Source organism: Sulfitobacter sp. G21635-S1, assembly GCF_027213915.1.
Classification (GTDB): Bacteria; Pseudomonadota; Alphaproteobacteria; order Rhodobacterales; family Rhodobacteraceae; genus Sulfitobacter.
This window is the reverse complement of record NZ_JAPWGV010000006.1, coordinates 182,394-205,599: the sequence shown is the minus strand read 5'-3', so window position 1 is coordinate 205,599 and position 23,206 is coordinate 182,394. Positions and strand designations below refer to the sequence as shown.

General features: G+C 62.4%; 19 protein-coding genes. 9 read left to right on the top strand and 10 right to left on the bottom strand.

Features of this window, described 5'->3' with window-relative positions:
- Window positions 1–174: 174 nt before the first annotated feature.
- The 3 genes from O4H53_RS08850 to O4H53_RS08840 are packed head-to-tail and all read right to left on the bottom strand — an operon-like array spanning window position 175 to window position 3,485.
- Entirely contained in the window at window positions 175–1,440 is a 1,266-nt protein-coding gene (locus tag O4H53_RS08850; RefSeq protein ID WP_269363047.1) for a cytochrome P450, read from the bottom strand.
- A complete protein-coding gene (locus O4H53_RS08845; protein WP_269363045.1) occupies window positions 1,437–2,153 on the bottom strand; it encodes a glutamine amidotransferase-related protein in 717 nt (238 codons plus the stop codon). Before O4H53_RS08845 ends, O4H53_RS08850 begins: the two co-directional genes overlap by 4 nt.
- 3 nt (window positions 2,154–2,156) lie before the next feature.
- Complete coding sequence (locus tag O4H53_RS08840; RefSeq protein ID WP_269363044.1) at window positions 2,157–3,485, bottom strand: glutamine synthetase family protein; 1,329 nt, start codon at window positions 3,483–3,485, stop codon at window positions 2,157–2,159.
- Window positions 3,486–3,603: 118 nt separating this feature from the next.
- Between O4H53_RS08840 and O4H53_RS08835 the strand changes: the two genes are divergently transcribed.
- The 7 genes from O4H53_RS08835 to O4H53_RS08805 all read left to right on the top strand — a co-directional run bounded on the left by O4H53_RS08835 (window position 3,604) and on the right by O4H53_RS08805 (window position 13,238).
- Window positions 3,604–4,647 carry an AraC family transcriptional regulator gene (locus tag O4H53_RS08835; RefSeq protein WP_269363042.1) on the top strand — a complete coding sequence of 348 codons (1,044 nt, stop codon included), beginning with the start codon at window positions 3,604–3,606 and terminating at the stop codon, window positions 4,645–4,647.
- A gap of 281 nt (window positions 4,648–4,928) precedes the next feature.
- The gene (locus O4H53_RS08830) at window positions 4,929–6,434 is read left to right on the top strand and encodes an aldehyde dehydrogenase family protein (protein WP_269363040.1); all 1,506 of its coding nucleotides are present in this window, start codon (window positions 4,929–4,931) and stop codon (window positions 6,432–6,434) included.
- A 49-nt stretch (window positions 6,435–6,483) separates the two neighbouring features.
- Window positions 6,484–7,464 carry a sugar ABC transporter substrate-binding protein gene (locus O4H53_RS08825; protein WP_269363038.1) on the top strand — a complete coding sequence of 327 codons (981 nt, stop codon included), beginning with the start codon at window positions 6,484–6,486 and terminating at the stop codon, window positions 7,462–7,464.
- A gap of 73 nt (window positions 7,465–7,537) precedes the next feature.
- Window positions 7,538–9,151: a GMC family oxidoreductase gene (locus O4H53_RS08820; RefSeq protein WP_269363037.1), complete on the top strand. Its 1,614-nt coding sequence runs from the start codon at window positions 7,538–7,540 to the stop codon at window positions 9,149–9,151.
- Window positions 9,148–10,680: a sugar ABC transporter ATP-binding protein gene (locus O4H53_RS08815; protein ID WP_269363036.1), complete on the top strand. Its 1,533-nt coding sequence runs from the start codon at window positions 9,148–9,150 to the stop codon at window positions 10,678–10,680. Before O4H53_RS08820 ends, O4H53_RS08815 begins: the two co-directional genes overlap by 4 nt.
- A 2-nt stretch (window positions 10,681–10,682) precedes the next feature.
- Entirely contained in the window at window positions 10,683–11,699 is a 1,017-nt protein-coding gene (locus O4H53_RS08810; RefSeq protein ID WP_269363034.1) for an ABC transporter permease, read from the top strand.
- 36 nt (window positions 11,700–11,735) lie between these two features.
- A complete protein-coding gene (locus tag O4H53_RS08805; RefSeq protein ID WP_269363033.1) occupies window positions 11,736–13,238 on the top strand; it encodes an aldehyde dehydrogenase family protein in 1,503 nt (500 codons plus the stop codon).
- Here O4H53_RS08805 and O4H53_RS08800 read toward each other — a convergent pair.
- A complete protein-coding gene (locus O4H53_RS08800) occupies window positions 13,210–14,280 on the bottom strand; it encodes an AraC family transcriptional regulator (RefSeq protein WP_269363032.1) in 1,071 nt (356 codons plus the stop codon). The genes O4H53_RS08805 and O4H53_RS08800 overlap by 29 nt on opposite strands.
- A gap of 304 nt (window positions 14,281–14,584) precedes the next feature.
- On the opposite strand from O4H53_RS08800, the gene O4H53_RS08795 reads away from it, so the two are divergent.
- On the top strand, window positions 14,585–15,619 hold the full coding sequence (locus tag O4H53_RS08795; protein ID WP_269363031.1) for an AraC family transcriptional regulator: 1,035 nt from the start codon (window positions 14,585–14,587) through the stop codon (window positions 15,617–15,619).
- A gap of 18 nt (window positions 15,620–15,637) precedes the next feature.
- Here the strand turns inward: O4H53_RS08795 and O4H53_RS08790 are convergent, their stop codons facing one another.
- Entirely contained in the window at window positions 15,638–16,828 is a 1,191-nt protein-coding gene (locus tag O4H53_RS08790) for an amidohydrolase (RefSeq protein WP_269363029.1), read from the bottom strand.
- Window positions 16,829–17,054: 226 nt separating this feature from the next.
- Window positions 17,055–17,369, bottom strand: a complete 315-nt coding sequence (locus tag O4H53_RS08785) for a hypothetical protein (RefSeq protein WP_269363027.1) — start codon at window positions 17,367–17,369, stop codon at window positions 17,055–17,057.
- A gap of 404 nt (window positions 17,370–17,773) precedes the next feature.
- Between O4H53_RS08785 and O4H53_RS08780 the strand changes: the two genes are divergently transcribed.
- The gene (locus O4H53_RS08780; RefSeq protein ID WP_269363026.1) at window positions 17,774–18,478 is read left to right on the top strand and encodes an alpha/beta fold hydrolase; all 705 of its coding nucleotides are present in this window, start codon (window positions 17,774–17,776) and stop codon (window positions 18,476–18,478) included.
- Window positions 18,479–18,835: 357 nt separating this feature from the next.
- Here the strand turns inward: O4H53_RS08780 and O4H53_RS08775 are convergent, their stop codons facing one another.
- The 4 genes from O4H53_RS08775 to O4H53_RS08760 form a co-directional block, all read right to left on the bottom strand.
- On the bottom strand, window positions 18,836–19,921 hold the full coding sequence (locus O4H53_RS08775) for an ABC transporter ATP-binding protein (RefSeq protein ID WP_269363023.1): 1,086 nt from the start codon (window positions 19,919–19,921) through the stop codon (window positions 18,836–18,838).
- A gap of 4 nt (window positions 19,922–19,925) precedes the next feature.
- Complete coding sequence (locus tag O4H53_RS08770; protein ID WP_269363021.1) at window positions 19,926–20,843, bottom strand: carbohydrate ABC transporter permease; 918 nt, start codon at window positions 20,841–20,843, stop codon at window positions 19,926–19,928.
- Window positions 20,836–21,729: a carbohydrate ABC transporter permease gene (locus tag O4H53_RS08765; protein WP_269363020.1), complete on the bottom strand. Its 894-nt coding sequence runs from the start codon at window positions 21,727–21,729 to the stop codon at window positions 20,836–20,838. Before O4H53_RS08765 ends, O4H53_RS08770 begins: the two co-directional genes overlap by 8 nt.
- A 74-nt stretch (window positions 21,730–21,803) precedes the next feature.
- Window positions 21,804–23,036: an ABC transporter substrate-binding protein gene (locus O4H53_RS08760; protein WP_269363018.1), complete on the bottom strand. Its 1,233-nt coding sequence runs from the start codon at window positions 23,034–23,036 to the stop codon at window positions 21,804–21,806.
- Between the last annotated feature and the right edge of the window lie 170 nt (window positions 23,037–23,206).

Genomic DNA, 23,206 nt, shown 5'->3' with positions numbered 1-23,206 from the left:
GCGAACATCCGGGATGGCAGAGGCAAAATCCGCCGCGCCCCGCAGGGGTTTCGCCAAAATTGCCCATTTCTGCGTTAAGAGAGCTTGAAATAGCTGGCTATTCCTGCGCTCTCTTGCCTGGAACTGAGCAATTTTGGACTGAAACGGGTGGGCGACAATGAATGTCAACACGACCTAGCCCGCAGGGTGCAGGATAATATCCAGCGCCTTGACCCCGTGGATGTGGTTCGACCGCAGAATGTCAAACCGGCCGCTGGCCTCGATCCGCGACACCCGGGTCGCCAGTTCCTCGATCAGCACCCGCACCTGAAGCTGCGCCACGAAATTGCCCAGGCAAAAATGCGGCCCTCCCTTGCCAAAGGCCATATGCGGATTTTTCCCGCGGCCGATGTCGAAGATTTCGGGTGCTTCGAACCGTGTTTCGTCGCGATTTCCCGAGGCATAATACATCGCCACCTTGTCACCTTTGGCGATGGGCACGCCGTTCAACGTGGTGTCCTGCGTCGCGATCCGGCGCACGAAATGCACTGGGGTGGCCCAACGCAGGATCTCATCCGTGGCGGTCTGGCTTTTGATCCCACCCTGGCGGAAACGGTCCCATTCGCGCGGGTGATCGGCCAATGCGCGCAGACCATGTGACATGGTGTGACGGGTTGTTTCGTTGCCAGCCACCACCAGCATCAGGAAATAATTCAGGAATTCGTCCTCGGTCAGCGGCCGCCCGTCGACCTGTGCCTGCACCAGCATGGTGATCACATCGTCACGCGGGTTGGCGCGCCGGTCCGCCGCCAGTTCGCGGCCCATCTCAAAGGCCTGCAAGGCGGCGGGATGGCCAAAGGGCATCATCCGGCGTTCGGCCTCGGAATAGGCGTCAAAGATGGGATCGACAAAATCGGGATCGTCCGACCCGATCAGCATATCGGACCAGCGGATCAGATCTTCGGTCCGCTCCACCGGTATGCCCAGCAACGCACAAAGCGTGATGATCGGCACCTGTTTGGTCAGCGTCGACACAGCCTCAAACGATCCTGCGCCCACCAGATTGTCCAGCAACGCGGCAATCCTTGCGCGCACGTCCTCTTCCAGCCCCCCCGCGCCACGTCGGGAAAAGCCCGGCATGGTCAGCATACGCATCTTGCCATGTTGCGGCGGGTCCATTTCCAACAGCGTGCGCCGCTTGTCGTTCTGGGCATCGTCGAAATCGTCCAGCGAAATCACCCCGTTGCGCGACGAAAACAGCGCCGTATCGCGCGAGATGGCAGCGATGTCGTCAAACCGCGACACCGCCCAGAATCCCCGGTGCCCGTCGCTGCGCGCGTTCCAGGCAATCGGGGCCTCGGCGCGCAAGCGGGCGAATTCGACATGCGGCGGGCCGCCTTGCCACATGCCGGCATCCGACAGGTCAATCCGGGTTTCGGGAGCGTTCAGCGTTGTGGTCATGTGGGTTCCTCCAGGTGATGCGCCAGAAATCCCATGATCCAGCGCGCCGCGCGCGCGGTGTCGCGGGGGCGGTCCAATGTGGCCAGCGCCGCCTCGGTCGCGGCATCTCCGATGCGGTGACGCTCAAATTCATAGACCAGCGCGGCAAAGGCCGGGTCCATCTCGGGATGGGCTTGAAAGGTCAGCGTTCGCGTGCCGATCCGGGTCACGCCGTAGGGGCAGAATGCCGACCCGGCCAGCACAAGCGTGTCAGGCGCAGGCTGCGTCACCTGATCATGGTGCAGCGCGATCAGGTCAAATCCCTCCCCCGCGGCCTCAGGCGTCAGCCAGTCGGGGGCGGCACTGACCGGGTAGGACTGCACGCCCACACCCCAGTCGGAACATTCCTCAACCCTGCCCCCCAGCATCCGGTGCAGATGCTGGTGGCCATAGCAGATACCGATCACCGGCTGGCGGTCGATCAGCGGGGCCAGAAAGGCACTCAGCGCCTGCTGCCATGGCGCATCATCCGCCGCACTGGCCGGGCTGCCGGTCAGGAGCCAGGCGTCGCAGACATCTGCACTGTCCGGCAATTCACCCTCTGACGCCAACCAGGATTGCACGTCAAAGGCAACACCGGCCTGGGCCAGCAGCGGCGGAAACCAGTCGGCGAACCGGCCGTATTCGGCCCATTCAGGGCGATTGGTGCCACATTCCAGAATTCCGATCTTCATGCCCTATCCCAACTCGAAGAAACGCCGACGTTCGTCGATCAGCGTCTTGCCCTCGAACTGGCGCAGCTGATGGGAACGTGTCGCCGTAAAGGTTTCGACAAATCGCGGCGACAGCCAGTCCCTGGCAAGGGACGATCCTTCAAGCGCCGCAATCGCCGCCGCCATACCGTCAGGCAGCGGTGGACCTTTCGCCGCGCCCGGCACATAGCCGTTGCCAATTGTCGCCCCGGTCGGCTCAAGCTGCTCTTCGATCCCGGCCAGCCCTGCCGCCAGCGTCGCGGCCAGCACCAGATGTGGGTTTGCATCGGAACAGGGCAGACGGTTTTCCACCCGCAGCGATCCCGCGCCATGGCCCACCACGCGAAAGGCCGTGGTTCGGTTTTCGACACCCCAGCTGAAGGCGGGCGGCGCAAAGGTCCCTTCGGCAAAGCGCCGCCATGCATTCACCGTCGGGGCAAAGACCAGCATCAGCGCGGGCAGATAGGCCTGCATCCCACCGATGAAATGGCGGAACCTCTGGCTCATCCGGTCCGGTGCATCGCCGTCCCAGAACAGCGGCCTGCCCTCCCGGTCCGTCAGCGACACATGCAGATGGCTGGACTGGCTGTCCACCTGTTCCGACCAGCGCGGCATGAAGCACACGGTCTGGCCACGTTGCATCGCCAGCACGCGTAGGAAATTCTTCAACAACACCGCCTGATCCGCCGCCTCCATGGCGGTGGTCGCGGCAATGCAGGCCTCCATGAAACCGCCGCCGATTTCTTCGTGCATCTTGCCGAGCCCGATGCCCAGGGGGCCACACATATCGGCGACCGCCGCATAAAAATCGGCCTGCGCCGCCTGATAGATGATCAGATCATGGCTCGGGTGCGCCGTGGCCGTGGTCAGCCCGTCATACCCCTTGGCCGCCAGACTTGCCGGGGTTTCGTCAAACAGCGTGAACTCCAGCTCCACACCAACCTTGGCACAGATCCCCGCCGCCTCGGCCCGCGCCAGCACCCGCCGCAGCAGCGAGCGCGGGCAAAAGGCCGCGGCTTCCCCGGTGAATTCGGCAAGGTAGAGCGGGCTGTCTTCCTCCCGTTCGAAGGGGATATGCCGCAAACTGTCCTGATCCACCGCCAGGACATCGTCGTGAAAATCGGCGCTGTCATCGGTGACACCGGGCATGTCCAAAATCTCGTCAGTCGGGTCCAGCGCCAGCTGGACCGGCGACATGCCCGGCCCGACGTCAAACAACCCCGCCACATCCGCACCCCGCACCTTCTGACCCCGAAGCAAACCATTCGTATCGACGATGGCGATGGTTGCAAAACGGCTGTGCGTTTCACTCATTGGAACATTCCCTGTGTCTCTGGCCCGTTGACCGGGCGCGTCATCTGGCCTTGACGATAAGGCCTGCCGTCGATCATGCTTGATCTATTCAGTCATAAAATTGATAGTTTAGATCAGAATGACGCCAGACCCCACAGAACCGCAGCGCGTCCCGCGCATTCAGGCCAAGATTCTGCGCGGTATCCTGAATGGTGCCCCATTGCCCGAATCGACTGTCGAGGCCCTGCTCGGGGCCGAAGGGATACGCCCGGGGGACCTGGACCATGTGGATGCCACATTGCCCTTTGCCGCCTATCTGCGCCTGTTCGACAATATTGACCAGGCAATCGGGCGCGACACCTTCGGGCTGGACCTGTCATCGCGCATGGGGCCGGAACTGGTGGGTCCGGCGGGATATATCTTTGTCGCCTCTTCCGATCTCACCCAGGCCGTGCGCGCACTGGCCTCCAGCGTGTTCACCATTCAGGATGCCACCACTTTCGAGGTTCAGACCGGCCCCGCGCCGCATGTCCGTTATCGCATCACCGACAACGACCTGACGCCACGCAGGCAGGACGTTGAATTTTCACTGGGCTATGTCGACCGGCTGATCCGGCTGCTGCTGGGGCCGCGCTATGCCCCTGCCGAGGTCTGGTTCGAACATGCACGCCCCGCGCGGCTGGGACGGCACGAGGCGGTGTTCGGGTGCCCCGTTTTCTTCGATCAGGAGGTCAACGCATTGTGGTTCCGGCCCGAAGACATGGACCGCCGTACGGCCCAGGCCGACCCGAACCTCGTCGCCCTCATGCAGCATTACATTCAGCTTCTGGATCAACGCAGCCACGCCATCACGACATTCACCGAAGACGTGCGCCAGACCCTCTCCGCCCTTTCCGAAGGCCCTGAACCCGGTCTGGACAGGGTCACGGCCCGGCTCGGGATCAGCGCCTCGACCCTGGGACGGCGGTTGCGGGCGGAGGGCACGACATTCCGTGAACTGGCACGGCGGCATCGCATCGACCGCGCGGCGCGGATGTTGCTGGAAACCCGGCTGAGCATCCTCGAAGTGGCGGAGCGTGCTGGATATGTTGAAACCGCCAGCTTCACCCGCGCCTTCCAAGCGGTGATGGGACAAAGCCCGCGCGCCTATCGTGCTGCCGCCATCGGCGGGCCATTGCGTTAGGCTCGGCAGGCGCGGTTGCTTTCATATTGGCTCAGTGAAAGCCCTGGTCGCACCCCGGTCCAGATCGGAAATACCCGGCCGCCGGGTTCACTGTGCAAACCACACCCTGCAGATAAGGTGCAACGACCCGCGCCCATCGCCTCACTTTTGCGGGGCATTCGAATCTACCCGAAATTCGCAAATATACCTGCCATCGCTGCCCTCAGCGGATAGCGACTGCACTCTGCGCTCCCTAGGCTTCTCTCGAAAGCCCTATTGGACAGCTCCCCGGAAAGCAGAGAATGAACACAGCAGCCACCCCCTTTCCCGATACCACCCTGCCACCCGCCAGGCTTCTGATCGGCGGCGAATGGGTCGAGGCAGCTTCGGGCCGGACGATCCCCGTGATCAATCCGGCAACAGAGCAGACTTTCGCCCATATCGCGGCAGGCAATGCCGAAGATGTGGACCGCGCAGTGAAAGACGCACATCGCTGTTTCGAAAGCGCCGCCTGGCAAAAGATGCGCCCGCTGGACAGAGGCCGGCTGCTGGAACGGCTGGCCCTTCTCGTCGAGGAGGAAGCCGACGCGCTGGCCACCCTTGAAAGCTGGGACAACGGCAAACCCTACGCGGTGTCGCGCCATATCGACCTTGCCTTTAGCATGGATGCGCTGCGCTATTATGCGGGCTGGTCGTCAAAGATGGCGGGAGAATACATCACGCTGTCGCCCTTCATCAACGACGGTGGCACATACCGCGCCTATACCGAACGCAGGCCCGTGGGTGTGGTGGCCGGGATCACGCCGTGGAATTTCCCGCTGGGCCAGGCGATCCAGAAAATCGCCCCCGCCATCGCCTTTGGCTGCACCATCGTGCTGAAACCTTCGGAGGAAACCTCGCTTACCACGCTGCGGCTGGGCGAGTTGATCCAGAAGGCCGGATTCCCCCCCGGCGCGGTCAACATCGTGACGGGCTATGGCGACCCGGTCGGCACCTCGCTGGTGGATCATCCGCTGGTGCGCAAGGTCGCCTTTACCGGATCGACCCTGACGGGACAGCGCATCCTGCAAGCCGCCGCGCCTCAGATGAAGCGGGTGACGCTGGAACTGGGCGGCAAATCCCCGACCGTCGTGCTGGCCGATGCCGACATGGACCAGGCGATCCCCGGTGCCGCCATGGCGATCTTCGCGAACTCCGGCCAGGTCTGCACCGCCGGTTCGCGCCTTTATGTGGAGGCCCCGGTCTATGACCGCGTGGTCGAAGGCATCGCCGAATTCGCGGCAAACCTGCCCATCGGACATGCCTTTGAACAGAATGTCGCGCTCGGGCCGCTGGTCTCGGCGCGGCAGTTGGAAAAGGTCAGCGAGATGGTCCAGGGCGGCATTGACGGCGGGGCCGAGGTTGTGACCGGCGGGCGCAGGACGGGCACGCAGGGTTATTTCTACGAACCGACCCTTCTGCAGAATGTGGCCCGCGATGCCAAAGTCATGCGCGAAGAGATCTTTGGCCCCGTGGTGATCGCCAATCGGCTCGACGCCATCTCCGACCTGAAGGCAGCGGCGAATGACACCGAATACGGGCTGGGCGCCAGCATCTGGACCCGCGACCTGAACAAGGCGCATGTGCTGGCCGGGCAAATCGACTCCGGCACGGTCTGGATCAACACACACAACGTCCTCGACACCGCCATGCCCTTTGGCGGGGTCAAGATGTCCGGCATCGGGCGCGAATTCGGCACCGAAGCCATCAACGCCTTTACCGAGCCGAAAGCGGTCTGCATGCGGCTCGACCCAACCGGGCTGGAATGACGACCCGGTCCGAAAAACAACAAAACCAACAGGAGAAGAAACGATGAAAATGAAACATGTCCCCCCGATTGCGGCGCTTTGCCTGGCGGCTTCGGCCGCGACGGTCGCGGCCCAGGAAACAATGGTCGGCTTCGTGTCGCCCATCGCCAGCCAGCCCGGTCAGGCGCTGGCCAGCGACATCATGGAAAAGATGGCAGGCGATCTTGGCTGGCAGTACAGAATGCTCGACGCCAACCTCTCGCCAAACCGGCAGGTGTCCCATGTCGACACGCTGGTGACCCTTGGCGCAAAGGCCATCGGATCCTGGTCGCTGGACCCGAACGCCGTTGCCGCCGCCTATACCCGTGCCAACGAACAGGGGGTGCCGGTGGTCGGTGTCAACTCAACAGGCCCGGGCGTGACCATGACGGTCTGGTGGGAAATCAGCCTGTGCCAGCAGGGCGGGACCTACGAACGTCAGGTCGCCTGGATCACGGAACGCCGCCCCGAAGCCAGGGTTGTGGTGATGGGCGGCCCGCCGGTGCCGTCGATCCAGCAGAACACCGCCTGTTTCGAAGCGGCCGCCAGGGCCGGGGGCCTCGATGTCGTGGCGCGGGTCGACAACACCAAGGATTCAACCGCCAGCGCCGCGACCATGGCCGCCGATCTGTTGGTGCGCCACCCGGACGCCAATGTGTTCTGGGCCTATAACGACGCCAGCGCATTAGGCATCTCCGCCTCTGCCCTTGCCAGCGGCAAGACGATCTATGCCGCGGACGGCTCTGACGGCGTCATGGTCTTTGGCATGAACGGCGACGACGAAGCCATCGCCGCCCTGCGCGAAGGCCGCCTGACCGGCAGCTGGGACCCGGACGTTTACGGCATGGCCGCCGCGATCATCCTGGGCTTCAAGCAGCTGCTCGACAATCCGGGCACCCAGCCCGACGACCTGATCGTCGCCTCGCAGTTCCTGACCTACGAGAACATCGGCGATTATGTCCCGACGCTGGAGCGCGGCTATACCGTCGACACCGTGCCGCTGATCAAATGAAAGCTGGCCCCACACCGCTGCACCTCCCCCCGGTGTGGGGCCATCCCTGCCCTGCAAGCATCCCCGGAACATCATGACCGAACATGACGCCACACTCAGCACTGACTACCTTGTCATCGGGGCCGGTTCCGCCGGCTGTGTCGTGGCGGCGCGCCTGTCCGAGGACGGTCATTCCAAGGTCACGCTGCTCGAAGCGGGCAAGCGCGACACGAATCCCTGGATTCACATCCCCATCGGCTATGGCAAGACCATCGTGAACCCGGACGTCAACTGGCGCTTCGAGACCGAGAAAGGGCCCGAGATCGCCGACCGGCCGATGTACTGGGCGCGCGGCCGCGTCCTGGGCGGATCGTCGTCGATCAACGGATTGCTCTACATCCGGGGCCAGGCCGCCGATTACGACCAGTGGCGGCAGATGGGAAACACCGGCTGGTCCTACGAAGACGTCCTGCCCTATTTCCGCAAGGCAGAGGATCAGGAGAACGGCGCCGACACCTATCACGGCAGCGGCGGCCCGCTCCGCGTGTCGAACCTGGTTGAACGCAACCCGCTCTGCGAAGCCTTCATCGCCAGCGGCGTCGCTGCAGGCATCCCGCGCAACGACGATTTCAACGGTGCCGGTCAGGAAGGCATCGGATATTACCAGCTGACCACCCGCAAGGCCCGGCGCTGTTCCGCCGCTGTGGCCTATCTGCGCCCGGCCCGCGCCCGCCCCAATCTGCGGGTGGAAACCGAAGCCGTGGTCGAACGCATTCTTTTCGACGGCAAACGCGCCGTCGGTTGCGAATTCCGCCGTGGCGGCAGGCTGATCCGCATCCGCGCCAGCCGCGAGGTGATCCTCTGTGCCGGTTCCATCAAATCCCCCCATCTGCTGCTTCTGTCAGGTGTCGGCCCTGCCGTACAACTGACTCAGAACGGCATTCCCGTGGTCCATGACCTGCCCGGCGTGGGGGAGAACCTGCAAGACCACTACGGCGCGATCCTGACCTACCGCAGCAAGCTGCCGCTTACGATCAACGACCTGATGACCAGCCGTTGGCAGCAGGTGAAGGCGGGTCTGCAATATGCGCTGATGCGGCGCGGGCCGCTGACCATATCTGCGGCCCAGGCCGGCGCCTTTGTCCGGTCTTCCCCCCATGTGGATGCGCCGGATATCCAGTTCCTGTTCCAGACCTTCAGCCACGACGAATATGACGAGGGGCTGCATAATTTCTCGGGCTTCGCCAATGTGGTCTGCCCGCTGCGCCCCGAAAGCCGGGGCAGGCTGTCGCTGCGGTCCTCCGACCCGAATACGGCCCCCCTGATGCAACCCAATTATCTCTCGGCCCGGACCGACCGGACACTGCTGGTCGAGGCGCTGAAGATCGCGCGCAAGGTGGCCCAACAACCCCAGATCGCCGCCCATATCACCGAAGAATACGCCCCCGGCAGACACACCGTGAGCGACGCCGAGCTGCTTGACTATGCCCGCCGCACCGGGCTGTCCATCGCCCATCAGGTCGGCACCTGCAAGATGGGCACCGATCCGATGGCAGTGGTGGACCCGACGCTGCAGGTGCGGGGCCTGGACGGTCTGCGCGTGGTCGACGCCTCGGTCATGCCCACGCTGATTTCCGGTAATACCAACGCCCCCACCATCATGATCGCCGAAAAGGGAGCGGATATGATCAAGGAAGACGCAGCATGAATGCACCATCGCCCGGACCCGTGGTGCTTGAGGCCCGCAACATCAGCAAATCCTTCCCCGGCGTGAAGGCGCTCGACAGCGTGGATCTGACCCTGCGCGCAGGCGAGGTCCACGCATTGACCGGCGAAAACGGTTCGGGCAAATCCACCCTCTCGCGGGTCGTCGCCGGATTGCTTCAGCCCGACGAAGGCCAATTGTTCATCGACGGAGAAGAGCTGGTTCTCTCCGATCCCGCCGACGCGATCCGGCGCGGCATCGTCATGATCAGTCAGGAACTGACCCTGGCCCCCACGCTGAGTGTTGCCGAAAACATCTTCATGGGCCGCCTCCCCCGAACCCGCCTCGGCGCCATCGACTGGCGCAGGCTCGAACATGACGCGATTGCAGCGCTGGACCGGCTGGGCGTCCATGTCTCGCCAAATGCGCGGGTGTCGGAACTGGGCCTGGAGCTGCAACAGGAAGTCGAAATCGCCCGCGCCCTTTCCGCGGACGCGCGGGTGCTGATCCTGGACGAGGCGACAAGCTCGCTGTCGGAATCCGCAACCCGCCGTCTGCTCGACCTGGTTGTGCAGGAACGCGACAAGGGCATGTCGGTGCTGATGATCACCCACCGCATGCCCGAGATCTACGCAGTATCCTCGGTTTCGACCGTGCTGCGCGACGGCAAGCTGATCTCGACCGTGCCGATCCCCGCCACGCCCGAGGACAAGCTGGTCGAGCTGATGGTCGGCCGCGAGATCGAGGATTACTACGCCAAGCGTCATATCGAAGCAGGCGAAACCGTGGTCGAGATCGAAAATCTCGCCTCAAACGATGCCGGGATTGCCCCGGTCTCGATCAACGTGAAACGGGGCGAAATCCTCGGCATTGCCGGGCTGGCCGGTTCAGGCAAGTCGGAATTCGCCCAGGCGCTCGGCGGGGCCGTCGGTGCGACGGGCCGGGTGACGGTCGCGGGCCGTGCCGTGGTGTTGGGCAATCCCGCCCGCGCGATTGCTGCCGGGATCGGCTATGTCCCCGACGACCGCAAGGGGGCCGCAATCCTGCCGGTGCGCAACATTTCCGAAAACTTCGCCCTGGCCTGGATGGACCGGCTGTCGCGCCGGGGCTTCGTTTCGCTGCGAAGGCAATCGCGCGACGTGAGCGCCGCAATCCGCGATTACGGCGTGGCAACATCCGGCCCCGATGTGCTGATCTCGACCCTGTCGGGCGGCAATCAGCAAAAGGTCGTGCTGGGCCGCACGTTTGAGCGCGCGCCAGAGGTGCTGGTGCTGAACGAACCCACCCGTGGCGTCGACGTGGGCGCAAAATCCGAGATCTACAGGATGCTTCAGGACGCCGCTGAAAACGGGGCTGCTGTCATTGTCGTCTCCTCCGAACTGCCTGAAATCCTGGGCATCGCCGACCGCATCGGCGTGTTCTTCGAAGGCCGCCTGGCAGCCGAATTCGATCGGGCCGAGTTCACCGAAGAGGTGATCGCCCATTGTGCCGTCACGGGCGACCGCCGCGCGCGCCCCCCAAAGCAGGAATGATCATGACAGACATCACCCAAACCCCGCCCCGCCATCGCAAACCGTCCGCCGCCGCAACCTTGCTGCAAAGCCGCTATGCCGGTGCATTGGTCAGCCTGATCGTGATCTCGATCTTCCTCTACCTCTACCAGCCGGTCTTTCTGACCTGGCCAAACCTGATGAACATCGTCAAATCGAACAGCGTTGCCTTCATCCTGGCCCTGGGCGCGACCTTCGTGGTGATCTCGGGCACGGTGGATCTGTCTTTCGGTTCCGCCACCACAGCGGCAGCAATGGTGTTCGGACTGCTGCTGATCAACGGCACCCCCCTGCCCCTTGCCATCTTCGGCGCGCTGCTGGCGGGCGGGCTTCTGGGCGCGTTCAACGGCTATCTTGTTTCCTACGCAAAGATCTCCTTCTTCGTGGTGACGCTTGGCACATTGTCCGTCTTTCAAAGCGGCGCGCTGATCATGAATGACGGCGGCAGCTACTCGGTCTTCTCGCAGCCGACCTTCAAGGCGCTGAACACCTTCGTGAACGGCAATCTCGGCCCGGTCCCCATCATCCTGATCTTTGACGCGGTCCTGTTCCTGATCGCGGGCGGCGTGCTGCGCTATACCTCCTTCGGGCGCGCGCTCTATGCCATCGGTGCCAACCCCGAGGCCGCGCGGCTCAACGGCATCAATGTGCGCCGCGTTTTGTTCACGGTCTTTGTCATCTCGGGCATGACCGCCGGGCTCGCCAGTGTGGTGCAAGTGGGGCGGCTGACCGTTGCCTCGCCCGAAGTCGACCTGAACCTGCTGCTGACCGTGCTCGCCGCCGTGCTGATCGGCGGCACCGCAATGACCGGCGGCGAAGGCGGTGTCCTAGGCACGCTGATCGGCATGCTGTTCCTCGGTGTGGTGCAGAACGGGCTCACGCTCACCGGCGTATCCTCCTTCTGCCAGGGCACGCTGAGCGGCGGAATCCTGATCTTCTCGGTCTGGCTGGGGGGTGTGCGCGGCATGCTGAGATCCCGCCGCCAGGCCAAACTCACATAACAATGAACCGGACATACCCGCCGGAGAAAGGACACCATGTCACGCCTAGAGAACGATTTCACCCGGCTTGATCCTGCCGCGACGGCCGCCACGGGCCGCACCCACGGATTGCACATCGGCGGCAAGACAGTGCCGACCACCAAAAGCTACGCGCTGATCGACCCCTCGTCGGGGTTGGAATTCGCCCGCGCCGCCGAAGCCGATGCCGCGCATGTCGATACGGCAGTTTCCGCCGCGACCGATGCGCTGCACGGCGCATGGAAGCGCATGCGCCCATACCAACGTGAACGCTGCCTGCTCAAACTCGCCGATCTGCTGGAAGCACATGAGCGCGAGATTTCCCAGATCGAGACATTATGCTCTGGCCGGTTGCTGGCAAACACCGCTGGCATGGATGTTCAATATTCCGCCCATGTGCTGCGTTACATGGCCGGCTGGACCACCAAGCTGGCAGGCCAGACCATGCAGCTTTCCGTCCCCTATATCCCGACAGGTGACCTGCAGGGCTTCACCTTTCGCGAACCCATCGGCGTGGTCGGGGCCATCGTGCCCTGGAACGTGGCTCTGGGCATTGCGATCTGGAAAATCGCCCCGGCCCTGGCCGCCGGCTGCACCATCGTGCTGAAACCGGCGCCACAGACGCCGCTCTCTGTCCTGCGCCTTGCCGAACTGGCACTGGAGGCCGGTATTCCCGAAGGTGTCATCAACATCGTCACCGGCAGCAGGCCCGAATTGGGTCAGATGCTGGTCGCCCATCCCGGTATCGCGATGATTTCATTCACCGGCTCGACCGAAGTGGGCCGCCGTATCGCGGTCGAGGCAGCGGGCCAGTTCAAGAAATACAGTCTTGAGCTGGGTGGAAAATCGCCGGTCATCGTGATGGAAGATGCCGATATTGACAGCGCGGGCGAAGCCGCCGCCTGGAGCATCTTCGCCAATCATGGCCAGAACTGCTGTGCCGGCGCGCGGCTTTATGTGCACAGATCAATCTATGATGCGGTGATCGAAAAGGTCGTTTCAGTGGCCGAAAGCATCACGCTTTCCGCGCCGCTCGAACCCGCAGCGATGATGGGGCCGCTGATCAGCACCGCCCACCGCCAGCGCGTGATGGGCTATGTGGAACAGGGCGTGGCGGATGGTGCAAAACTGGCAACCGGCGGCACCGCCCCCGACCACCAGGGCGCCTATATCCGCCCCACCGTGCTGACCGGTGTGACCCCCGGCATGTCTGCAGTCACCGACGAAATCTTTGGCCCGGTCCTGGTCGCCGCCCCCTTCGACACCGAGGATGAAGTGCTCGGGCTGGCCAACGACAGCCGCTTTGGTCTGGGTGCCAGCGTCTTTTCCCGCGACATCGCACGCATCAACCGGATGACACAGCGCCTGCAATCCGGATCGGTCTGGATCAACGTGCACAATGCGCTGGATGTCGCGCTGCCCTTCGGCGGCTGGAAGGAAAGCGGCGTCGGCAACGATTTGAGCGAAGCAGCCGTCCTGGCCCATACCAGGGTCAAGGCCTCGGTCCACTATCACCCCTGACAGTGCGCCGCGCGCGGGCAAACCGCCGCGGCGACACGCCGTTCCATGCCTTGAAGGCCCGCGCGAATGAGGCCGCATCGGCATAGCCCAGCGTCTCGGCCAGTGTTTCCAATGGAATGTTGGCCCGGCTTTCCAGCAGTTGACGCGCGCGCAGCATCCGCTGGTCCTGCAACAGGTCGCGAAAGCTGTGCCCCTGCTGCGCAAGCTGGCGGCGCAATGTGCGTTCCGGTTTGCCAAGTGCCGCCGCAATGGCGCGCAGGTGGATTGTCCCCTGGCCGAAACCTTCGGTGATCAGGCGGCGGGTCTGTTCCACCACATCCACCGGATCGCTGGCCTCTTCCCCCATCAGGTCCAGCAGATGACGCTCTACAATCGGTTGCAGCCGTTCGAAATCAAGCCGCGCGTTCATCAGCAGCGGCATGTCCAGCGACGATGTCGGAATGACAATGGCATTGTACTGCTGGTCACCCCGCACCGGCGCGCGGAAAATCTCGGCCAGCCGCGCCTCACGCCCTGCAATGTCATGTTCCAGCAGGATCTCGACCGGACGCCAGTTGGCGCTCACCGTCTGACGCATGGCCGAGACCAGCGCGCATAGCGTGAATTCCGTATCGTGATGCCGCGGCCACAGCGCGGGATCGCCGATGTTATAGCAGATCTCGGCCCGCTCTTCCGCGGGTTTGATCGACAGGTTGGTGTCGGTCTGCCAATGACGCTGAAACCGCATGAAAGCCTCCAGCATCATCCCCACGGTGCGCGCGGTTGTGACCAAGGTATAGAAAGGCCCCAGATCCGTCAGGCTGAAGGCGGAGCCGAGTTCTCCGCCGAGAGTCTGATTGCCAAGCGCGTCACCCACGCGATTTGTCAGGTCGATGTAACGAGGCAGCGGCACCCATTTGTAAGGCGACGCCAGCGTCGATGGGGAAATCCCGGCCTCGCGCAGCAACTTGGCCGTGTTCAAACCTTTTTGTTCAGCCGCCTCAATGAAGACCGACAGAAAGAAAGCGCGCACCTTGGGATTGGCGTTCGTCACTGAGGACATTCGCCCATTCGACTGGGTCATGGCCGAAATTGTAAATCCGGAGCCCGAAAATGCAATTCCTAAACGAATGTTTTGGGTCCAAAGTTTATATACCCCGGCCGCACTGCTCAGCCAACAGGCAAAGGGCCCCAGGCCGGTTCGATACCAATGTTTCATAGCTGCAGGAGCGGGCGACAGATAACCGCCCATAAAAGCGCCGCACAACCAACAGGAGATCGACGATGGCAGCAAAGGCCGCGTCTGAAAGCAACGGCTTTGAACTAGGCCTCCCTGCCCCGCGCACCGCGCCACGGCGGAGGTCTTCATGATCCAGCAGTTCCAGGAACTGATTGAGCCGGATGTCACCCTGCGCAGGCATCTTCGCGGCGCGGACCTGGCTGTTACCGATGCCACCGACATCCATCGCCACATGAGCCGGGTCATCGCACCGCATGCCTTCGACCTCACCGGCATCCGCTCCCGGTCCGTGGATTTCTGGCACCACGCCATCGATCTCGACGGCATTTCGCTGCACTATGTCGATTACCAATGCGATGCCGAAATGGCCAACGTCGTCATCGACCAGCCGGGCGCGGGCATCACGGTCAAGTTCCCGCTGGCAGAAACCACCCTGATCAGCACCGACCGCACCCGATACTGCCTGCGCCCCAACCAGTTCACCGTCCTGCCGCCGGGCCAGCCCTATCGCGCCATGATGCGCGGCGAATGCCGCCACCTGACCCTGGCCATCAACGGAGACTGGCTTGGCCGCTACCTCAACAGCCGCGACCTGCCGGTGCGGACCCAAAGCCTCAGCTTCGCGCTCCGGGCCTATGACGTCGGCACCGACGGCATGCTGCTCTCCGGCATCCTGGCGACCCTCATCGGCGGGCTGATGCGCAACGATCGCACCTTGCACAGTCCCGGCGTCGCCACGCATATGAAAGAGCTCATCACCTCCGCCGTTTTGGGCCTCTCCCCCGAATACCAGCGCGCGGGCCGTTGCGAGGCCGGGGCCGAACACGTTCCCGGCTATATCCTCCGGGCCGAGGCCTATATGTCCGACAATCTGGACGAAGCCATCTTGCTTGAGGATATCATCCGCCATTCCGGCACCACCCGGCGCACGCTGCATGCAGGCTTTCGCCGGCATCGCGGCACCACGCCGATGGCCCTGCTGAAGGTGATGCGCCTCAAGGCAGCCAAGGCAGCGCTCGAACAGGCGGCCGAGGACGCCCCCCTTGTGACCCGCGTCGCCATGACCTATGGCTTCCATCACCTCGGCCGCTTCAGCAACGAATTCAAGGCCGCCTTCGGGATCCTGCCCTCGCAGGTCAGGCGGAAGCCACCAACCCATTAACCCGGGTCACGGGCAAGGTCAGCCCCGCACCTCGGTCCGCTCCAGCAGTTCCAAGGCGGTGTGCACGAACAACCGCGTGCCCATGGCCAGCGCATCCTCGTCCACGTCGAATCTGGCGTCGTGATGTGGCGCGGTGATGCCCTTGGCGGAATTGCCCGCCCCCAGCAGCACAAAGCAGGACGGCGCCTGCTGCCCGAAAAACGAAAAATCCTCTCCCGGCATGATCGGGGGCAGTTCGCATACCGCATCGCGCCCAAACAGCCGCGCCGCGACCTCGTCCACAACACCCGCAGTCTCGGGGTCATTCAGCACCGTGTCATAGATCCGGGTGTATTCGTAATCGCAGGTCGCGCCATGCGCGGCGCAAACCCCTGCAGCAATCTCGCCGATCCGCCGCTCGATCAGGTCGCGCACCTGCGGCGAAAAGCTGTTGGTGCCGCCGGTCAGCACCGCGGTTGGCGGGATCACCCCCACCGAGATGCCGGAGTTGAACCCGGTGACACCCACAACCGCCGATTCCACCGGGTCGATCTCGCGCGCCACCAGATGCTGCAGGTTGCTCAGGATCTGTCCGCCGATGGCAATCGGGTCCACCGCCTCATGGGGCACGCCAATATGGCCCCCCTTGCCCTTCACCTCGATCCGGAAGATGTCGCAGGCCGCCATCACGCGTGTCGGGTTCACCATGACCGTGCCAATCTCGATGGGCGACCACAGGTGCAGCCCGATCACCCGGTCCACCCCCTCCATGGCACCGCCTTCGATCATGCCCCGCGCCCCGCCCGGCGGCGTTTCCTCCCCGTGCTGGAACAGGAAACGGATCTCCCCCTGCAGATCGTCACGCATCCCGGACAGGACCTGCGCCGCACCAAGCAGGATCGAAGTATGCCCGTCATGCCCGCAGGCATGCATGACCCCCTCGTTCTTAGAGGCAAATGGCAGCCCGGTTTCCTCCGCAATCGGCAAGGCGTCGAAATCGGCCCTGATGGCAATCACCGGTCCGGGCCGCTTGCCCCGAAGCCGTCCGACGACGCTGGTGCCGGAAGGATGGCTGACCTCGATCCCGTCGAGCCCTTCAAGGATCGAGGTGATGAACCTGGACGTCTCAAATTCCTCAAAGGACAATTCCGGGTTTGCATGCATGTGCCGCCGCCAGGCAACAACCTGATCCGCAACCCCGTCGATGATGCCATCGATATTACGATCCATTGCTTTGTCCTTTCTCGCAGCACAGCCGCCACGATTGGCAAGCTGGCTGTGGCCTTGTTTTCCGGCAACCTGTTTTTGCGTCGGGCGGTTTCCGCCGACGTTTCCCGAAACAGAATGCGGGCGGACCCGGTCGAGTGACATGGCAGTTTGGGTCAAAAAAATTGCATTTTCGGCCAACGGAAAACGGGCGGGAGTCCTCACGCACCGACAGGCGAAAGTCGCAGGATCAGATGTCGATTTTCACTTTATGGACCTCACCATGCTCGGGGTCCGCGACCTGCTGGCCCTTGTATGGGTCGGTCATCGCGTTGGGAACACCCCAGGAATACCAGCCCTCAGGGTTGCTTGAGATCCCCTTGAATTGGGCAGTACCGACTTCCGCAGTGACAAAACCTTCCGCGTGCTGGGCCATCGGTTCCGTCAGGCGACGTCCGTCACCGCCAAAGATCGCCGAGGCACCGGCGCCTTTCCCGACCCAGCTGCTGGCCTCGAATGCCTGAAAATCGGCATAGGTGCGTTCATCAACAACTGTGGTGGGCATGATCGTGACCGCGCCCGACACGGTTGCAAAATACTGCGCACCGGCCTGATTGACCGCGATGGAGGCCCAGCCAGGCTGGCAATCCGACAGTCAGCGAATTTTCAACATAGGTCGCAAGACGCTGGTCCTTCCATTCCTGGCTTTCATGGCCGAAAGGATAACCGGGCAGCCAAAGTTCAGGGAAGGCGATCAGAGTTAATCAGCCAGAGGAGTCCGGCTTCGCACATTTTGCGGCGCTCGCTGGATAAGTACTTCCAGCAGAAGAGTTTTCTCAGGCCGGCGAAAACTTTGCGACACTACCGTTTGAACGGCCCTAACCTTTGATCAGGTTTTTGAAAGTGGTCGGGTCTGATAAAATCCGGACAAACGCCGCACCTGTGGCAGTCAGCAATTAGGAAGATCCGATGGCAACGCTCGTTACTATTCCCGGCATCATGTCAGACGCACGCACCTGGGCACCCGTAGCTCAAGATCTGGAACAGCAAGTGGATGCGGTTCATGTCGCAGACACCACAAAGGACGCGACCCTGGAAGCGATGGCCACCCGCGCCCTGAACGACACAATAGGCGATCTGATCGTCATGGCCCATTCCATGGGGGGGCGCGTCGCGATGGAAATGGGCCGTCAGGCGCCCCAGCGGATCAAGGCCATGATCCTGTCGAGCACCAGTGCCGAAGGCCCCGGTGCGAACGAGCTTGAGCATCGTCAGACACGCATCGACGCGACCAATGCCGATATGACCAGCTATGCGGCGAACTGGGCGCCGAAGGTCCTGTCCAAGGAGAATGCGCAGAACGACGCTTTGGTCGCGCAGATCCGTCAGATGGTCGTGGATTGCGGCGCGGCGGTGCATGAGCGCCAGAACCTCGCACTGCTGCATCGCCCTGATGCGACGACCTATATCGGCGACTTTCCCTTTCCCGTGCTGCTGATCACCGGCGATCAGGACCACCTGTCGACCAAAGACGTTCACGACGCGGTCGCAGCAAAAATTCCTGATGCCACATCACTCGTTCTGGCGGGCGCCGGGCACCTGCTGCCGTTCGAACAGCCGCAGGCCCTGTCGGAAACGGTGCGCAACTGGCTGCAAGAAAAATCGGTGATTTGAACACAGGTCCATCACTGACCTTTGACAACAGGGCGGCACCCGGCACCGGGGTGCCGCCTTTTCTTTTGGTGCATGGGCTTCGCGTTAACCGAAACATCAGGACGCCGAATGCCGCGCTGGCGCATCATTTACGCCTGATCCGGGTCGATCTGCCCGGCCGTGGCCAACGCCCGATGCCAAAAGCGCCGGAGCGGTCACATCCCGAGATCGCCATCGCCGGCCTTCCCGGAGGCCATTCGGTCAATGTGGAATGCGCCGAGGCTTTTGACACGTAGGCCGCGGTGTTTCTTGGCGAGCGCGTTCGAAACACATAAAAGGACCGGCGCCGGATTCAGGCGCCGGTCGCTGTTCGATCGGTCACACCCGCAGTTCTTCAACCTTGTCAAAGATCGACGCGCGCGCCGGATCAAAACCGATGCGGATCAGATCACCATCCGCCACCGGCACCTGCCCATCGACACGGAAGCGCAGCGGCGTGCCGTCAAGCGAGGACCAGACCAGCGTTTCGGCCCCCATCGGCTCGACCAGTTCGGCGCGCACCTCGAATTGGACCGGCGCGATATCTGCCGCCTCACCCGTCACGATATGCTCTGGGCGGATGCCGAACCACACATCACCGCTGAGGCCGGGCCGGGTGAACTCATACCCCGACAAGGACACGTCATTGCCCGCAATTGTCACCTTGGGTGCCTGCGGATCTTCCAGCCTGGTGTCAAAGAAGTTCATCGACGGCGAGCCGATGAAATCCGCGACGTATTTATTGGCCGGCTTGTTGTAGATGACGCTCGGGGTATCGAGCTGCATGACAACGCCGCCCTTCATGATCGCGATGCGGTCGGCCAGGGTCATCGCCTCGACCTGATCATGCGTCACGTAGATCATGGTGTTTTCAAGGGTCTGGTGCAGACGCTTGATTTCCACCCGCAGATCGGCGCGCAGCTTGGCATCGAGGTTCGACAAGGGCTCGTCGAAGAGGAAGACATCGACGTCGCGCACGAGGGCCCGGCCGATGGCAACCCGCTGACGCTGGCCACCGGAGAGCGCGGCCGGCTTGCGCTTGAGCAGCGGTTCGATCTGGAGCACTTCGGCGGCACGGGCCACGCGACGCTTGATCTCCTCCTTGGGCATTTTCGCGTTCTTCAGACCGAAGGTCAGGTTCCCCTCGACCGTCATCTGAGGGTAAAGCGCGTAGGATTGGAACACCATGCCGATGCCGCGATCAGAGGGCTCGGCCCAGGTGACGTTGTTGCCGTTGATGTGGATCGAGCCTTCGGTCGGCTCCAGCAGGCCGGCGATGCAGTTCAGCAAGGTGGACTTGCCGCAGCCCGAGCTGCCCAGCAGCACGAGGAATTCGCCTTTCCCGATGTCGAGGTTCAGATCGCGCAGGACCGACACCGAGCCGAAGTCGAGCTTGAGGTTCTGGATCGAAACACTTGGCTGCATGACGTTATCCTTTCACGGCGCCGGCTGCGATGCCGCGCACGAAGAGCTTGCCAGAGAGAAAGTAGATGGTGAGCGGGACAACCCCGGACAGCATGGTCGCCGCCATGTTGACGTTGTATTCCTTCACCCCCGTGACCGAATTGACGATGTTGTTGAGCTGAACCGTCATCGGGTAGTTGTCAGGCCGGGTGAAGATGACCCCGAACAGGAAGTCGTTCCAGATCGCCGTGGTCTGCAAGATCACCGCCACCACGAAGATTGGCACTGCCATCGGCAGCATGATCTTGAAGTAGATCGTCCAGAACCGGGCGCCATCGACGCGGGCGGCCTTGAACAATTCTTCGGGCACCGAAGAGAAATAATTGCGGAACAGAAGTGTCAGGATCGGCATGCCAAAGATCGTATGCACCAGCACCAGCCCGCCCAGATCGCCATAAAGCCCGATTTCGCGCAGCAGGATCACGATCGGATAGATCATCACCTGATAGGGAATGAAGGCGCCGATGATCAGGATGGTGAAGAACACATTGGCCCCTTTGAACCGCCACATCGACAGCGCGTAGCCATTGACCGAGGCCACCGCGATCGAGAAGAAGACGGAGGGCACCGTGATCTTGATCGAGTTCCAGAAGCCGCGCGACAGGCCGTCGCAGTTGAGCCCGGTACAGACCGTCGACCACGCCTTGTGCCAGGGCTCAAACGTGACTTCCATCGGCGGGGCAAAGATGCTGCCCATGCGGATTTCCGGCAGCCCTTTCAGCGAAGTCATCAGCATCACGTAGAATGGAAGGAGGTAATAAACCGCCAGAACCACCAGAATGCCGTAGATCACGATGTTGTTTCGGGAAAAGATCCGGCGGGGCTTGGGGCCGGATGCATGCGCCGGACTTGAACGCTGCATGTTGTTGGTGACATCAGCCATGTTTCTTGCCTCCGAATTCAAGGTAAGCCCAGGGGATGATGACAACGATCACGGCCACCAGCATCATGCTGGACGCGGCAAAGCCCTGGGCAAGGTTTTGCGAGACGAACATCATGTCGAACACGAACTTGGCCGGCACCTCGGACGCGAGGCCGGGACCGCCACCGGTTTGCGCGATGACCAGATCATAGAGCTTGATGATGGCAGAGGTGATCAGCACCAAAGTGGTGATGAAGACCGGACGCATCATCGGGATCACCACCAACAGGTAGGTTTTCCACGCCGGGATGCCGTCGATCCTGGTGGCCTTCCACACGTCCTCATCAATGCCGCGCAGACCCGCCAGCATCAGGCACATCACGAGGCCGCTGGTGTGCCACAAACCGGCGATCAGCACGCCGTAAAGCACCGTGTTCGTGTTATAGAGTGGATCGAAGGTGAAGCTTTCAAACCCAAGGCTGCGCACCGCGTTCTGAATCCCGAATTCCGGATTCAAAAGCCACTGCCAGACCAGGCCCGTCACGATGAAGCTGAGCGCGTAAGGGTAGAGGAAAATGGTGCGAAACCCATCCTCGAACCGGATTTTCTGGTCGATCAGCGCGGCCAGAAGAAACCCGAGCACCAGCGCGAGGATCAGCATCAGGATGCCGTAAATCGCGAGGTTCTCGATTGAAATGAGCCACCGTCGGGTGCCCCAAAGACGTTCATATTGATCAAGCCCAACCCATTTGGTGCTGGGCAGGAGACGGGAGTTCGTAAAGGAATAGACGATTGTCCAGACAGAGCATCCGACAAAAACCACAAGTGCGGTAAGCACCATGGGAATGGCGGCGATCTTTGCGCTCAGGTTCTTGAACAGCCCTGTCGGTTTGCCGCTCTGCGACATTGGGAATCCTCCGATTTGATAGGGTGTGGCAAAGGCGGCGCGGATCGTTCTCAGATGATCCGCGCCGCGGTCGGTCAGTCGGCCGTGGCGATGATCTCGGCGAACTCGGTCTGCGCGGCCTCGGGGGTGAAGCTCGGGTCGGCAAAGAATTCGACCATCAGATCGGTCACCCGGCCCACGGTATCCGGCGATACCATCGTGTTGATGCTCTCCACGATGTGGCCGGCCTTCAGGATCTCCATGCCCTTTTCGATGCAGGGGGTCGGATCCCGCAGTTCCACATCTCGGCGCACCGGCAGCGCGCCTTTCGCCATGGTAAAGTCTACCTGTGTTTCCGGGGAGACGATCACGCCCGCCAGTATGTCCTGCGCGGCAATGATCTCCGGGTCATCGACTTTCGGGAAATAAAAGGCGTCGCCCGCGGCGGTGATGTATTCATGCACGCCCAGCCCGGGCAGGCAGGAGAAATCCTCGCCCGCCTTCATCCCCGATTGGGTAAACTCACCCTGGATCCAGTCGCCCATGATCTGACCGGCGGCGCGACCGTCAATCACCAGACGCGCCGCTTCGTTCCAGGCTTGCACGTTGGACCCTGTCATCAGATCGCGCGCCTCTGCCGCAGCCGTAAACACCTTGGCGACATCCGGACCAGCAGCATACTCCGCATCAAGCTCGCCATAGACCTTTTCGAACAGTTCGGGTCCTCCGATGGAGACCATCAGCACGCTGAACATCAGTTGTTTCTGCCAGGGCTGCTGCCCCTGCGCCAAGGGGATGATGCCCTTTTCACGCAGTGTGGGCGCAACGGCGACGAATTCGTCCCAGTTCTGCGGCACGGTCAGGCCACTGTCGGTAAACACGGCGTTGTTCAGCCACAGCCATTGTTGCGAGTGGATGTTGGAGGGCACGCAATAGAGTTTGCCTTCGAAGGTGCAGCTGTCCAGCAACGACTGTGGGAAGATCTGATCTTTCCAGCCCTGCGCCTCGGCTACTTCGGTGACGTCGCGCATAAAGCCCGCTTCGATCAGCTCGCGCATGGCCTGGCCGTGGGTGAACTGCGTGGCCCCCATCGGATCGCCGCCGGTGATCCGGCTGGTGATCAGCGGCCGGGCAACCCCGCCCGCACCGGCGATGGCGCCATCAACCCAGGTGTTGCCGCTCTTCTGGAAACCATCAGCGATGACGCCAATTGCGGCCGCCTCAGCCCCGGAGGTCCACCAATGGGTGACCTCCAGATCGGTGGCCAGGGCCGGCTGCGCGGCGGCAGCCGTCAGCATCCCCAATGCATATGTCTTGAATTTTGTCATAGTTCTCACCCTGTGGTCTGTGGTGATTCCACGGTGCTGCGGCATTGCAGAAGCGCGAAATCTGTGGCGTCCGGCAGGTTAGTTTGCCGGGTCTTTTATGTGTTCAAATGTCCGTTCCAGCGGTGATCCAGTCAACAGACCGGAGATTTGTCGCGCCAAAACAATTTGTA

Excerpts from the sequence above, each read along its gene's own strand:
- O4H53_RS08850 (WP_269363047.1), bottom strand. The coding sequence starts at position 1,440 with ATGACCACAACGCTGAACGCTCCCGAAACCCGGATTGACCTGTCGGAT.
- O4H53_RS08845 (WP_269363045.1), bottom strand. The coding sequence starts at position 2,153 with ATGAAGATCGGAATTCTGGAATGTGGCACCAATCGCCCTGAATGGGCC.
- O4H53_RS08840 (WP_269363044.1), bottom strand. The coding sequence starts at position 3,485 with ATGAGTGAAACGCACAGCCGTTTTGCAACCATCGCCATCGTCGATACG.
- O4H53_RS08835 (WP_269363042.1), top strand. The coding sequence starts at position 3,604 with ATGACGCCAGACCCCACAGAACCGCAGCGCGTCCCGCGCATTCAGGCC.
- O4H53_RS08830 (WP_269363040.1), top strand. The coding sequence starts at position 4,929 with ATGAACACAGCAGCCACCCCCTTTCCCGATACCACCCTGCCACCCGCC.
- O4H53_RS08825 (WP_269363038.1), top strand. The coding sequence starts at position 6,484 with ATGAAACATGTCCCCCCGATTGCGGCGCTTTGCCTGGCGGCTTCGGCC.
- O4H53_RS08820 (WP_269363037.1), top strand. The coding sequence starts at position 7,538 with ATGACCGAACATGACGCCACACTCAGCACTGACTACCTTGTCATCGGG.
- O4H53_RS08815 (WP_269363036.1), top strand. The coding sequence starts at position 9,148 with ATGAATGCACCATCGCCCGGACCCGTGGTGCTTGAGGCCCGCAACATC.
- O4H53_RS08810 (WP_269363034.1), top strand. The coding sequence starts at position 10,683 with ATGACAGACATCACCCAAACCCCGCCCCGCCATCGCAAACCGTCCGCC.
- O4H53_RS08805 (WP_269363033.1), top strand. The coding sequence starts at position 11,736 with ATGTCACGCCTAGAGAACGATTTCACCCGGCTTGATCCTGCCGCGACG.
- O4H53_RS08800 (WP_269363032.1), bottom strand. The coding sequence starts at position 14,280 with ATGTCCTCAGTGACGAACGCCAATCCCAAGGTGCGCGCTTTCTTTCTG.
- O4H53_RS08795 (WP_269363031.1), top strand. The coding sequence starts at position 14,585 with ATGATCCAGCAGTTCCAGGAACTGATTGAGCCGGATGTCACCCTGCGC.
- O4H53_RS08790 (WP_269363029.1), bottom strand. The coding sequence starts at position 16,828 with ATGGATCGTAATATCGATGGCATCATCGACGGGGTTGCGGATCAGGTT.
- O4H53_RS08785 (WP_269363027.1), bottom strand. The coding sequence starts at position 17,369 with ATGCCCACCACAGTTGTTGATGAACGCACCTATGCCGATTTTCAGGCA.
- O4H53_RS08780 (WP_269363026.1), top strand. The coding sequence starts at position 17,774 with ATGGCAACGCTCGTTACTATTCCCGGCATCATGTCAGACGCACGCACC.
- O4H53_RS08775 (WP_269363023.1), bottom strand. The coding sequence starts at position 19,921 with ATGCAGCCAAGTGTTTCGATCCAGAACCTCAAGCTCGACTTCGGCTCG.
- O4H53_RS08770 (WP_269363021.1), bottom strand. The coding sequence starts at position 20,843 with ATGGCTGATGTCACCAACAACATGCAGCGTTCAAGTCCGGCGCATGCA.
- O4H53_RS08765 (WP_269363020.1), bottom strand. The coding sequence starts at position 21,729 with ATGTCGCAGAGCGGCAAACCGACAGGGCTGTTCAAGAACCTGAGCGCA.
- O4H53_RS08760 (WP_269363018.1), bottom strand. The coding sequence starts at position 23,036 with ATGACAAAATTCAAGACATATGCATTGGGGATGCTGACGGCTGCCGCC.